Below are 12,323 nucleotides of genomic sequence, written 5' to 3' on the forward strand. Positions count from 1 at the left end.
GGGTCGCTTCTCGATTCCTGATCACTTCTCGCGAGCAGCCATAAAACTGTCGAAAATCACTGGGATATCGACAGTTTTATGTCTCCTCGCGAGAACACCGCTACTTGCCGAAGCCCGCCTTGCGCAGGGCGTCGGCCATCGAGCCGGACGGCACAGACTCGCGGCGGCCACCGCCATTGCCGCGCTGCGGATTACGTCCGCGATCTTGGCCATTGCCGCGGTTCTGTCCGCCACCGTTACCGCCGCGGTTGCCGCCGTCGCGTCCGCGCGGCTGCCCGCCGCCGTCGCGCCGGGCTCCGCCGCCCTGCTCGGGCCGCTTGCCGTCGCGGGCGCGCTGCGGGTCGTCGTTGAGCCGCAGGCTCAGTCCGATGCGCTGCCGCTCGACATCGACCTCGAGCACCTTGACTTTGACGACCTGGCCGGACTTGACCACCTCGTGCGGGTCGGAGACGAAGCGGTCGGCCATCGCCGACACGTGCACCAGACCGTCCTGGTGCACGCCGACGTCCACGAAAGCGCCGAACGCGGCCACGTTTGTCACGACGCCCTCGAGCACCATGCCGACCTTGAGGTCGGACACCTTCTCGACGCCGGCCGCGAAGGTCGCGGTGGAGAACGCGGGGCGCGGGTCGCGGCCCGGCTTCTCCAGCTCTCCCAGGATGTCGGTCACGGTCGGGATGCCGAATCGTTCGTCGGCGAAGTCGCCCGGCTTGAGCGCGCGCAGCTTCCGCTCGTCACCGATGAGTTCGGCGAGGGTGACGCCGGCGCGGTCGAGGATGCGCCGCACCACCGGGTAGGCCTCCGGATGCACACCGGAGGCGTCCAGCGGGTCGTCGCCTTCCCGGATGCGCAGGAAGCCGGCGCACTGCTCAAAAGCCTTGGGGCCCAGACGCGGAACGTCGAGCAGGCCGCTGCGGCTGCGGAACGGTCCGGTCTTGTCGCGGTACGACACGATCGACTCGGCCAGTGATTCGGTGACGCCGGAGACCTTGGCCAGCAGCGGCACCGAGGCCGTGTTGAGGTCGACACCGACCGCGTTCACGGCGTCCTCGACCACCGCGTCGAGGCTGCGGGCCAGGGTTCCGGGCGTCACGTCGTGCTGGTACTGCCCGACGCCGATCGACTTCGGCTCGATCTTGACCAGTTCGGCGAGCGGGTCCTGCAGACGACGGGCGATCGAGACCGCGCCGCGCAGCGTCACGTCCAGGTCGGGCAGCTCGTGGGCGGCATAGGCCGATGCCGAGTACACCGAGGCGCCGGCCTCGCTGACGATCGCCTTGGTCGGCAGCCGCTTGGGACCGGACGCGCCCGCCGCTTTCAGGTCGGCGATGAGTTCGGTTGCCAGCGCATCGGTTTCGCGGGACGCGGTGCCGTTACCGATGGCGATCAGTTCGACGTTGTGCCGCGCGACGAGGGCGGCCAGCGTCGCCTTGGCGTCGTTCCACTTGTTCTGCGGCTGATGCGGGTAGATGGCGCAGGTGTCGACGACCTTGCCGGTGCCGTCCACCACCGCGACCTTCACACCGGTGCGGAACCCGGGATCGAGTCCCAGCGTGGCGCGGGTTCCGGCCGGCGCGGCCAGCAGCAGGTCCTTGAGGTTCTTGGCGAACACCGCGACGGCGTCCTCCTCGGCGCGCTGCCGCAGCCGGATCCGGGCGTCGACGGCCGCCGAGAACATCAGCTTGGTGCGCCAGGCCCAGCCGACCGTCGCGGTCAGCCACGGCGTGGCGGCGCCCCCGGCAGCCATGTCCACACCGAGCGACTGCGCGATCATGGCCTGGTACAGCGTCTCGTCGCCGCCGTCGAAGTTGAGCGACAGCGCCTCTTCCTTCTCACCTCGCAATACCGCCAGCACGCGGTGCGACGGCATGTCCTCGAGCGGCTCGGAGTACTCGAAGTAGTCGCGGAACTTCTGGGCGGCAGGGCTTTTCGCCGCCTCCTCCGACCACGGCTTGGTGGTCAGGGTGCCGTCGGACCAGAACTTCTCGCGCACGGCACCGACCAGTTCGGCGTCCTCGGACACCCGCTCCACCAGGATGTGGCGCGCGCCGTCGAGTGCGGCGGCGACGTCGGCCACCTCCTCACCCAGGAACTCGGCGGCCACGTCCTCGGGGTTGAGCGTGGGGTCGGCGAGCAGCCGGTCCGCCAGCGGCTCCAGGCCGGCCTCGCGGGCGATCTGCGCCTTGGTGCGGCGCTTGGGCTTGTACGGCAGGTAGATGTCTTCGACCCTGGACTTCGTCTCGGCGGCCAGCAGCGCCGCCTTCAGGTCGTCGGTGAGCTTGCCCTGTTCTTCGATCGAGGCCAGCACGGCGTCGCGCCGCTGATCCAGTTCGCGCAGATACCGGAGCCGCTCCTCGAGGGTGCGGAGCTGACCGTCGTCCAGGCTGCCGGTGACTTCCTTGCGGTACCGCGCGATGAACGGCACGGTCGCGCCTTCGTCCAGCAGCCGTACCGCGGCGTCGACCTGACCTTCGGCGACGGCCAACTCTTCGGCCAGGCGGGCGTTCACGGACTTGACGACAGACTTGACGCTCAAATTCACGGGCTGGACCCTACCCAATGCTGCCGACAGTCGTCGGCAGCGGCGAGTAAGTTTGCGCTATGCCTCAGCCGATCCCGACGCACCACGCCCCTGGGCGCACCCGGTAGCGCGACATGAATCCCGACGTGCGCACCCTGTGGATGGTCGTCTCCATGACCGCCCTGCTGTTCGGGTTGCTGCATGTCTGGGTGGGGGCCGGTAGGCGGCGACATCCGGCGGTCCAGCTGTGGGGCGCGGGCAATTTCCTGGGTGCCCTCGGAGCCGGGCTGCTGAGCGCCCGCGGGCTGGTGCCCGAGGTGTTGTCGGTGACGGTCTCCAACGTCCTGATCGTCATGTGCTGGTCGTTGATCTGGGGTGGTCTGTGCGCCTTCAACGGCCAGCCGGTCCGCGGCCGGGTGATGGCTGCCGGGCCGCTGGTGGTGCTGGCCGCGTTCGAGTTGATACCGCCGTTCAACGTCAGCATCCCGGCCCGGGTGTCCCTGACGGCTCTCGTGCTGGCCGGATATTTCACGCTCAGCGTCGTCGACGGCATCAAAGCCCAGCGTGTCGAGCGCCTGGCGTCGCGGCGCATCCTGATCGGCCTGTACGTCGTCGCGGCCGCGGCGACCGTCGCGCGTTCGGTCAGCCTCCATCTGGACGCCGGCGCGGTGCAGTTCGCCACCACCAGCGCGGCCGTGTCGGTGCCGATGCTCTTCTTCGCTTTCGCCGTGATGGCCATCAACCTGTGCCTGTCGCTGATGGGTTGGGAGCGGCTCGAGGATCAATTGGCCGACGCGGCGATGCTCGACTCTCTCACCAGGACGCTGAACCGCGCGGGCTTCATGATCCAGGCGCAGCGGCTGGCCGAGGAGTGCGTCGCGCGCCAGTTGCGGTGCTCGGTCATCGTGATGGATCTGGATGAGTTCAAGGCCGTCAACGACGTCTTCGGGCACGAGGCCGGCGACCGGCTGCTGACCGAGTTCGCATGCGTGGCACGGTCGAATCTGCGCAGCGGCGACCTGTTGGCGCGGATCGGCGGCGAGGAATTCTGCGCGATGCTGCCGGGTGTCGACGAAAGTCAGGCGGCCGTCATCGCCGACCGGCTCCGGGTGGCGTTCGCCGCCGCCACGTTCAGCCACAATGACGCGGTGCTCGCCGGAACGGTGAGCATCGGGGTATCGCAACTCGGGCACAAGGCGGGGTTGCGGTCGGCGATCCGCCGCGCCGACGTGGCGATGTACGAAGCGAAGAGCCGGGGCCGCGACCGCGTGATCCGCGCCTCCGCGGCGGGCAGGGACTGAGCTCTCGACTCAGTACGTCCCGCAGTTCGGCGACGTGGGCTCACCGTTGAAGCGCGCCGCGATCCATTGCATGGCCGGCTCGCCGTCGACCAGCATCGGCAGGGCATGGTTGATCACCAGTTTGTTCAGGAACGGGGGCTCCTCGTTGGTGCGGAACTCGACATCGGCCCCCTTGTCGCACCAGTCCCGCCCGAGCTGGTTGGCCGCGGTCCACGGCACGAGCGGGTCGTAGCGGTTGCTGTTGATGAGGACCGGAGCGTTGGGCTTGTACTTGCCGAGCTTCTGCATGTCGAACAGCGTCTTGAAGGGCTCTTCCTCGACCAGCACGTTGATGTCCTCGGTGAAGTACGGCTGCAGATGCCGGAACATGAAGTCGACGATGGTCTGACCGACGCACTGCCGTGAGACGCTCTCGAGCATGTCCTTGCCGCGCTGGGTGAGCTTGGAGCGGATCAGGTCGGCGAACTCGGGGTAGGCGTAGATTTCGCCGTTGAGCGCGTAACCGACCACGCCGACCAGCGCGCTGCCGTCGGTGTACGGGAACAGTTCCTTGAGATCGGCGACCGGCGCCCCGGCGTACGTGCCGACGACGTGCAGTTCAGGCGCGTAGGACGACGCCAGCTCGGCCGCCGACGCCGCAGCACCTCCGCCTTGCGAGTAGCCCCAGAAAGCAACGGGCCCATCGGGATCCAGTGAGGTGCCCGGCAGCTTCTTGGCGGCGCGCGCGGCGTCGAGCACCGCGGCGGCCTCGGCGACGCGGTTGACGTACGTGTGCATCCCGGGAGTGCCGAGGCCCTCGTAGTCGGTCATCACGATCGCGAATCCGCGCGCGACCATCGTGGCGATGAACGCCTCTTCGTAGTTGACCATGATGTCCCAGCCACCCGAGTAATGGATGCCCTGGTTGAACTGGCGTGACGGTGCGCACTGGTTGCCCTGGCCCTGTGTGCCGACCGCGTAGCTGATCAGTGGCCGCGGTCCCTTGCCCGGCCAGTCGTTGTACGGCTCGAAGTAGGTACCGGTCACGGCGACCGGGTTTCCGCGGGCATCGGTGCTGCGGTACATGATTCGCGTGCCGGTGGCCATGATGGCGCCGAGCTGGCCGGACGGTTCGAGCACCAGGCGCGACGGCTCGGTCCGGATCAGATCTCCGGGCTTGCCCGGCGGCAGTGGATCCGGCGGCAGATAGAACTCGGCGTACTGCGGCTCGTCGCCGTCAGCGTGGGCTGCGGGCAGTCCCGTGAGCAGTGAACCAATGAGTAGACATGCGGCCAGAACGCCCCCGAAACGATGCATAACGGGACAATAACAATGGGACTCTCGTACACGAAATCAGGAATACCTGAAACCAAGAATTCAATTCTTGACGGACGTCGAGTGACAGGCCGCACAGACATTACCTGGAAGCGATCCACGAAGTCGGCGCGCCCGATGTGTCCGCCACGGCATATCGCGAGCGATTCCGCGTGACATCACACCTGCGAGAACGCCGCTATCGGAGTTTCTGCCCCGGCGCGCTGATTTACTGGCCATCGTTACTTCGACCCCGGAGATGAGCAGCAATGGACGACGAGACGACGGCCGCCCCCGACACAGCGGACAGCCCGCCGGTGATCACCGCGCAGGGGCTCGCTGTCATCGGCGAGCACGGCCCGCTCTTCTCTGATGTCGACCTGGAGCTGCGGCCCGGATTCCACGCCATACAGATGCCGGGCGGTCCGGCGCAGCACACGCTCCTGCTGTCGCTGGCAGGCCGGCTCAAGCCGACGCGCGGCACCGTCACCGTCAACGGCGCGACGGGGCCCCGCGGCATCCGGAAGCACTGTGCCATCGCCGCGTTCGCCGACATCGACGACCTGGAAGACATGGTGACGGTCCAGACGGTCATCACCGAGCAGCGCCGCTGGGTGTCGCCGTTCCCGGCCTGGGTTCCGGTCCAGTCGGACGTCCCGGAGATGACGGCGGTCTTCGGCGACGACCTTCCGCTGCTGTCGCCAAAGAGCTTCATCATCGAGCTGTCCGATCTCGAGCTCTTTCTGCTGCGCATCACCCTGGCCCTGATGTCCGACCGGCCGGTGCTGATCGTCGGCGACCTCGAGCAGGTCCGCGACAACGAACGCCGTGCCCTCGCGGTACAGCGGCTCGGCGCCCTCGCCGAACACCGCACCGTCGTCGTCGGAGTGACCAACCCGCTGGGCGAGGACGCCCCCGACCACGTTCTGCATGACCGCCGTATGCTGACCGGAAAGGCCTGACCATGCTTGCTGGACTCGCATTCGGCTCGGAGATCAAGCGATTCGGCCGCAGCCGCATGACGCGCGCCGCGATCGTGGTGCTGATGCTGCTGCCGCTGGTGTACGGCGCGCTGTACCTGTGGGCGTTCTGGGACCCGTTCGGCCAGGTCAACAAGATGCCAGTGGCCCTGGTGAACGCCGACCGCGGTGCCGTCGTCGAGGGCGTCCACGTCAACGCGGGCGACGAGATCGCCCGGAGCCTGACCGCGGACCACAGCCTCGACTGGCATGTGGTGAGCGAAAAGGAGGCGCGCGACGGCGTCGAGCACGGCAAGTTCTACTTCATGCTGGAGCTGCCGGAGAACTTCAGCGAGGCCATTGCCTCGCCCGTCAGCGGCGATCCCCAGAAGGCCCAGCTGATCGCGGTGTACAACGACGCCAACAACTACATCTCCTCGACCATCGGCCGCACGGCCACCAGCCAGGTGCTCAACGCGGTGTCGACGCGCATCTCCGGCCAGGCGGTGAACCAGATTCTGTCCGTGGTGGTTTCGTCCGGAGCCGGCATCAAGCAGGCCGCCGACGGAGCGCAGAAGCTGGCGGACGGCGCAGCGCAGGTCGACACCGGCGCGGGCAAGCTGGTCGGCGGCCTCGACGACGCCCGGAACGGCTCGGCCAAGCTGTCGGCCGGCGCCAAACAACTCTCCGCGGGGATCAACCAGGCCACCGATCCGCTGCTGAAAGTGACCAAGGCCCTGTCGCAGGTCGGCGGGAGCACCGAGCAGTTGCAGCAGAGCGCGACGGCGCTGGAGCAGGCCGCCGATCAGGCCGGCGCACTCGCCACCGCGCAGGACACCGCGGCAGCAGCGATCGGTTCGGTGATCCAACAACTTTCGGTGAACCAGGACCCGGTTTCGGTCGGCGCGGTCAACACCCTGCGCGGCGTCCAGGACCAGCTGAACGGCCACCAGTTCACTCCACAGATCCGCCAGCAGATCACCGATGGACGCAATGCCGCGATCTCGATGACCGAGAACCTGCGCTCCCCCGGCAGCCCGCTGCGGACTGCTCTCGATCAGGTGGGCGGCAGCGGCCAGCAGCTCACCGACAAACTGAACCAATTGCGTAACGGCGCCCAGCAGTTGGCCACCGGCAATGCGCAATTGGCAAGCGGCATCGTGCAACTCGATGACGGGGCGCGCCAGTTGAAGTCGGGCACCGTTCAACTCAAGGACGGCAACCACGAACTGGCCACCAAGCTGGCCGACGGCGCCAAGCAGGTGCCGACGTGGACCGAGCAGCAGAAGCAGGCCATCGCCGACACCATCGGCGGTCCGGTGAACCTGGAGTCCTCCCACGAGAACGGTGCCCCCAACTTCGCCACCGGCATGGCCCCGTTCTTCCTGACGCTGGCCCTGTTCTTCGGTGCGCTCGTCCTGTGGATGGTGTTGCGGCCCTTGCAGAACCGCCCGATCGCCGCCGAGGTGCTGGCCATTCGCGTGGTGTTCGCCAGCTATCTGCCCGCGGCGGTCCTCGCCCTGGGCCAGTCGATCATCCTGTACTGCGTGGTGCGGTTCGCCCTCGGCATGCAGGTGGCGCATCCGGTGGCGATGCTCGGCTTCATGATGCTGATCTCGCTGGCCTTCGTCGCCGCGACGCAGGCCATCAACGCACTGGTCGGGCCGGCGGTCGGCCGCGTGCTGATCATGGCCCTGCTGATGCTGCAGATGGTCAGTGCCGGCGGGATGTACCCGGTCGAGACGACGTCCAGGCCGTTCCAGGTGATGCACAAGTTCGATCCGATGACGTTCGGTGTCAACGGACTTCGCCAGCTGATCCTCGGCGGCATCGACGGCCGGCTGTGGCAGGCCATCATCGTGTTGGTGTGCATCTGGCTCGGCGCACTGGGCATTTCCAGCCTGTGCGCCCGCCGCAACCGGACCTGGAACCTGATCCGGCTCTTGCCGGCCATCAAGATGTAGCGGCTTCTACCCCAGGCTGACGGTGCCGTCCGGGTTGACGCGCCAGTTCGGGTTGTGCGCGATTTCCCAGATCACGCCGTTCGGATCCTGGACGTGCGCGTGGAACACGCCACCGAACTGACCGGGCTGCGGCGGCTTGAGTGTGGTGCCGCCCGCGGCGGTCATCGCGGCCGCCAGCTCGACGACTGCGTCCGGGCTGTCGACGTTGTGCGCCAACGTGATTCCGCTGACCTGCGAATGGTCGGCAGCCTGCGCGAGGTCGGCATTGAACTTCTCCGCGAGGAAGAATCCGAGCAGCTGACCCGGCGCCGTCTGGTAGAAGATGATCTCCCCCGGCACATCGAGCGCCGGGGTCCACCCGAGCGCGCCGTAGAACTGCCGGGTGGCGTCGAGATCGACCGTGGCCAGGGTGAAGAAGTGCACTTGCTGCTTCATGGCCCCAGGCTACGTAGGCCCACCGACACTGCTCACGGGGCGCGACTAGAGCAAACCCACACCGGCGACCAGGAGCGCGATGACCTTGATCATCTCCAGCCCGACATAGGCGTAGTGACCGCGGGAGCGCGGACCTTGGCGGCCGGCGAGCACCTCGTCCGACCGGCGATTGAGCCCGGGCCGAACAGCGACCAGCTGCACGACCAATGCCCCCACGGCCACGGCGAACGCGACCATGACGGTGACCGACGGCCGATTCACCAAGGCTGCGAGCACGATTGCCGCGGCGAACACCAGCTCGACGGTGTTCAGCGCGCGGAACACCAGGCGCCCGATGCCGAGACCGATCGGCAGGGTGACGTTCGGCGCGCGGAATTTGAGCGGCGCCTCCAGGAAGGAGATGGCGAGCACCATCCCCAACCAGACGAAGGTGATGGCGACCTGGATCGCGGTCGGTGTACTCATCAGCGGCGAGGTTAGACGGCGAGCGGGCTGAACGCTTCGAACCAGATGCGGTCACGCGCCACACCGGCGGTCCCGAGCTGCCGGACCACCTCCGCCATGAAGGGCGTCGGACCGCAGATGTAGGCGTTGACATCCGGCGGAAATGCGATGGCGCTCAGGTCGATTCGGCCATGCCGGTCCGGTTCGGTGAGCGGATAGCCGTCGGGCAGCCCGTCGTACCAGGTGTGCAGTGCAGCACCGGGAATCCGCGCGACCAGATCGGCCAGTTCCGCACGGTGGGCGTGACTGGCGCGGGTGCGGTCGCAGTGCACGACGGTCACAGAGCGTTGGGGCTGCTCGGCCGCGATGAAGTACAGCATGCCCAGCACCGGCGTGATCCCGATGCCCGCCGAGATCAGCAACAGCGGCGTCTCGGCCGGACTGTCCAGGGTGATGTCGCCGAAGGGGTGCGACACCTGCAGCACGTCACCTTCGAAAACGTACTCGTGCAGGTGCGACGACACCGCGCCGTCGCGGCGCACCGAGATGCGCCACCCGTCCACGGCACCGGCGTGCGACAGGCTGTACTGACGAATCTGGCGCGCGCCGTCGGGCAGCTGCACCGCCACCGAAATGTACTGTCCCGGAGCGAAATCGGGCAACTTGGCACCATCGGCGGCAGCCAGTCCGAAGGCCACGGTGAGTGGCGACTGCTGCACCCGTTCGACCACCCGAACCGGCATCCAGACATGCTCCGGACTGGTGCCGGCCGCCTCATACAACTCCCGTTCGCGGCCGATCAGCAGGTCCGCCATCGACCAGTAGACCGCCGTCCACGCCTCGGCGACATCGGCGGTGACGACATCGGCACCGAGCACCTCGACGATCGCCGCGAACAGGTGTTCATAGACCACCGGGTACTGGTCCGGCGCCACGCCGAGGGACGCGTGCTTGTGTGCGATGCGCTCGACGACGTCCGCCCCGGGGGCATCAGGGTGCACGAGCAGCGTGGCGTACATCGCGACCGACCCCGCCAATGCCTTCTGCTGCGACCCGTTCGCCTGATTGCCGCGGTTGAACAGGTCACGCTCCAACTCCGGATGCGCCGCGAACAGGCGACGGTAGAAGACCGGGGTGATCTCGCCGATCGCACCGCCGACCACAGGCAACGTGGCTTTGACAACCTCGGCGTGGGCCGGCGGCAACGTGGACGTGGACGTGGACAACATGGCAGAACCTCTCACTTCGTCGTGAATGCGTCGGCGCGACCCGGATCGATGATTCGTCGAGGCCGGTCCGCCGCCTGCCAGCAGGCTATTTAAATAAGCATCATCGATGCAAGTATTATGCTGCGTGACCTACGACACCATGTAGTAAGCACCGGTCCGCAGTCGGAACGACCGATCCCGCGAATCCGGCAGCCAGAGGTTTGACTCCACCGTCAGACGGCAATGAACGAGATATGTTCACTGACAAAATGATTCCCCTGTTGGCGGCCGGAGCGTTCGCAGCGGCCGGCGTGGCCGCCTCGTTCGTGTCAGCCGATATCGTGCCGAGCACCGTCGGCGCCCACCCCGTGCTGACCAGCTACCCGCTGCAGCCCGTCGATGATCCCGGCCCTGGCCCGGGCGGTGGCGGTTGTGTCAACGGCCAGTGTGGTTCCGGTGGCGTGAATGGTGGTCCCGGAGGCGGCCCGGGAGGTGCCGGCTGCGTACCCACCCAATGGGGCACGGCGTGCGGTTCCGGCGGCACGAATGCCGGTCCGGGCGGAGTCCCCGGTGGTAGCGGCTGCATTCCCGGAGTGGGCTGCGGCGGCGGGCACGGCTAACCGCCGGTGAGCCCGGTTTCCCCGACCAGCAGACGATCGACGACGCTGGTGCTCTCGGGCGAAAGCCCTTGGTGCATCAGCGCGTCGAGCGGCTGGGCGGCCGCGGTCGCCGTCAGGTCTGCGCGACCTGCATGCGAATCTCCCGCAGCGTCCGCTCCAGGATGCGCGAGACGTGCATCTGCGAGACGCCGATCGTCTCCGCGATCTGGCGCTGGGTCTTGGATTTGAAGAACCTCAGGTAGAGAATCCGCTGTTCACGCACCGGCAGGGACTGCAGCACCGGTTTGACCGATTCGCGGTCGGTGATGCGCTCGAAACCTTCGTCGACGTCACCGAGCAGATCGGACAGCGACTGCGGGTTGTCCTCGTTGTCGACGACGGGCGTGTCGAGTGATTGCGGTTGATAAGCATTGGCCGCCAGGAGGCTTTCCGTGATCTGTTCCGGCGCAACGGACAGCGCCTCCGCCAGTTCGCTGATGGTCGGCGTGCGCCCCAACTGCTGCGTCAATTCCGTTGTCGCGCCCTTGATTTGCTGGCGGATGTCGCGAATGCTCCTCGGGACGTGGACTTTCCAGCCGTAGTCGCGGAAATGGCGGCGCAACTCCCCCATGATGGTCGGGACGGCGAACGCCACGAACCCGGCACCGTTGTCCGGATCGAAGCGGTTGATCGCTTGGATCAGGCCGACCCGCGCTACCTGGACCAGGTCGTCGAGGTTTTCCCCCCTGCCGTCGAAATGGCGGGCCAGCCGGTCGGCCAACGGGCAGCACCGCAACACGATTTGTTCGCGTTGCCGGGCGAATTCGTCGGATTCGGCCGGAAGGGCGCGTAGCTCTACCACCAATTCCGGTACGTCCGCATATTCGTCGGCGTAGCGGTCTCCTTCAGGTAAACGCTTCTCCAGCAACGAAGTTGACATGACGTGCCTTCCCCAGGCCCACAACACGCATCGGGAGATTCGGCTCCCTGAGTATCGACTCGGCGCCGTGGCATGCGTGTTGTTTCCACCAGTGAGGTGGACCGGCAATCTGCCGTCGCCGATCGCCACCTACGGCACCCAGCACAGCCGTGCCCTCATCTGGACCGCGGCTGCATACCGGACAGGTAGCTCTCAGCTGCCGTCGCTTCGGTCTAAGCAACTGCGCCATCTTGACGCTGTACCCGACCTTACCGCCGAACGCATCGGGGCACCACCGCGACGCTGCGCCGACCGGCCATCACAGCTGGTCAGGCGGCAAAAAACATTTCTGCGAGAACAGGTTTGGCCGAGAATGGCCCAGGGTATGCACCCCGTCGGCGTGAGCAGCACTTGAAAACCCAACAGGAACGGCTCTTTTCGATGGCGGTGTGTATTACCTGCGGAACGGATTGCGACGAGTCGTTCACGTTCAATTGGAACGGACGCAGCGCGAGCTTCGACTGCATCGAATGTATGGCCACGATGGTGGCCCCGATGTGCCGCCACTGCGGATGCCGAATACTGGGCCACGGGTTGCGACTCGATAGCGTCCCGGGGAGTGGTGGACTTCGGATCTGGCGTGGTTCACGCGTTGTGATCAACGAGTCATGGTGAACGCT

Annotated in this window: 10 protein-coding genes; 4 read left to right on the plus strand and 6 right to left on the minus strand. The window is 66.9% G+C overall.

Going from position 1 to position 12,323, the window contains the following annotated elements:
* Nucleotides 1–100 precede the first annotated feature (100 nt).
* Nucleotides 101–2,542: a Tex family protein gene (locus ACJH7A_RS04790; protein ID WP_212814329.1), complete on the minus strand. Its 2,442-nt coding sequence runs from the start codon at nt 2,540–2,542 to the stop codon at nt 101–103.
* A gap of 113 nt (nt 2,543–2,655) precedes the next feature.
* Between ACJH7A_RS04790 and ACJH7A_RS04795 the strand changes: the two genes are divergently transcribed.
* Complete coding sequence (locus tag ACJH7A_RS04795) at nt 2,656–3,822, plus strand: GGDEF domain-containing protein (RefSeq protein ID WP_406801485.1); 1,167 nt, start codon at nt 2,656–2,658, stop codon at nt 3,820–3,822.
* A gap of 9 nt (nt 3,823–3,831) precedes the next feature.
* On the opposite strand, the gene ACJH7A_RS04800 is transcribed toward ACJH7A_RS04795, so the two are convergent.
* Nucleotides 3,832–5,118, minus strand: a complete 1,287-nt coding sequence (locus ACJH7A_RS04800; protein WP_406801486.1) for a lipase family protein — start codon at nt 5,116–5,118, stop codon at nt 3,832–3,834.
* A 266-nt stretch (nt 5,119–5,384) separates the two neighbouring features.
* Between ACJH7A_RS04800 and ACJH7A_RS04805 the strand changes: the two genes are divergently transcribed.
* Both ACJH7A_RS04805 and ACJH7A_RS04810 read left to right on the plus strand, forming a co-directional pair.
* Nucleotides 5,385–6,077 (plus strand): hypothetical protein, encoded by a 693-nt coding sequence (locus tag ACJH7A_RS04805; RefSeq protein WP_212814323.1) that lies wholly within the window; start codon nt 5,385–5,387, stop codon nt 6,075–6,077.
* Nucleotides 6,078–6,079: 2 nt separating this feature from the next.
* Nucleotides 6,080–8,038: a YhgE/Pip family protein gene (locus ACJH7A_RS04810; protein ID WP_406801487.1), complete on the plus strand. Its 1,959-nt coding sequence runs from the start codon at nt 6,080–6,082 to the stop codon at nt 8,036–8,038.
* A gap of 6 nt (nt 8,039–8,044) precedes the next feature.
* On the opposite strand, the gene ACJH7A_RS04815 is transcribed toward ACJH7A_RS04810, so the two are convergent.
* Genes ACJH7A_RS04815 through ACJH7A_RS04825 form a run of 3 tightly spaced genes read right to left on the minus strand, consistent with a single transcriptional unit; the run spans nt 8,045 to nt 10,146 of the window.
* Nucleotides 8,045–8,473: a VOC family protein gene (locus tag ACJH7A_RS04815; RefSeq protein ID WP_212814318.1), complete on the minus strand. Its 429-nt coding sequence runs from the start codon at nt 8,471–8,473 to the stop codon at nt 8,045–8,047.
* A gap of 45 nt (nt 8,474–8,518) precedes the next feature.
* Entirely contained in the window at nt 8,519–8,938 is a 420-nt protein-coding gene (locus ACJH7A_RS04820; RefSeq protein ID WP_406801488.1) for a hypothetical protein, read from the minus strand.
* An 11-nt stretch (nt 8,939–8,949) separates the two neighbouring features.
* Nucleotides 8,950–10,146 (minus strand): globin domain-containing protein, encoded by a 1,197-nt coding sequence (locus ACJH7A_RS04825; RefSeq protein WP_406801489.1) that lies wholly within the window; start codon nt 10,144–10,146, stop codon nt 8,950–8,952.
* A 233-nt stretch (nt 10,147–10,379) separates the two neighbouring features.
* Here ACJH7A_RS04825 and ACJH7A_RS04830 point away from each other — a divergent pair, with 233 nt between their 5' ends.
* The gene (locus ACJH7A_RS04830; protein WP_371824548.1) at nt 10,380–10,745 is read left to right on the plus strand and encodes a PE-PGRS family protein; all 366 of its coding nucleotides are present in this window, start codon (nt 10,380–10,382) and stop codon (nt 10,743–10,745) included.
* Nucleotides 10,746–10,857: 112 nt separating this feature from the next.
* Here the strand turns inward: ACJH7A_RS04830 and ACJH7A_RS04835 are convergent, their stop codons facing one another.
* Nucleotides 10,858–11,664 (minus strand): SigB/SigF/SigG family RNA polymerase sigma factor, encoded by an 807-nt coding sequence (locus tag ACJH7A_RS04835; RefSeq protein ID WP_212814783.1) that lies wholly within the window; start codon nt 11,662–11,664, stop codon nt 10,858–10,860.
* Nucleotides 11,665–12,323: the final 659 nt, after the last annotated feature.

The organism is Mycobacterium sp. SMC-17 (assembly GCF_045310915.1).
GTDB lineage: Bacteria > Actinomycetota > Actinomycetes > Mycobacteriales > Mycobacteriaceae > Mycobacterium.

What these genes read in the sequence shown, in the direction of transcription:
- ACJH7A_RS04795 (WP_406801485.1), top strand. Translation starts at nt 2,656, where the DNA reads ATGAATCCCGACGTGCGCACCCTGTGGATGGTCGTCTCCATGACCGCC.
- ACJH7A_RS04800 (WP_406801486.1), bottom strand. Translation starts at nt 5,118, where the DNA reads ATGCATCGTTTCGGGGGCGTTCTGGCCGCATGTCTACTCATTGGTTCA.
- ACJH7A_RS04805 (WP_212814323.1), top strand. Translation starts at nt 5,385, where the DNA reads ATGGACGACGAGACGACGGCCGCCCCCGACACAGCGGACAGCCCGCCG.
- ACJH7A_RS04810 (WP_406801487.1), top strand. Translation starts at nt 6,080, where the DNA reads ATGCTTGCTGGACTCGCATTCGGCTCGGAGATCAAGCGATTCGGCCGC.
- ACJH7A_RS04815 (WP_212814318.1), bottom strand. Translation starts at nt 8,473, where the DNA reads ATGAAGCAGCAAGTGCACTTCTTCACCCTGGCCACGGTCGATCTCGAC.
- ACJH7A_RS04820 (WP_406801488.1), bottom strand. Translation starts at nt 8,938, where the DNA reads ATGAGTACACCGACCGCGATCCAGGTCGCCATCACCTTCGTCTGGTTG.
- ACJH7A_RS04825 (WP_406801489.1), bottom strand. Translation starts at nt 10,146, where the DNA reads ATGTTGTCCACGTCCACGTCCACGTTGCCGCCGGCCCACGCCGAGGTT.
- ACJH7A_RS04830 (WP_371824548.1), top strand. Translation starts at nt 10,380, where the DNA reads ATGTTCACTGACAAAATGATTCCCCTGTTGGCGGCCGGAGCGTTCGCA.
- ACJH7A_RS04835 (WP_212814783.1), bottom strand. Translation starts at nt 11,664, where the DNA reads ATGTCAACTTCGTTGCTGGAGAAGCGTTTACCTGAAGGAGACCGCTAC.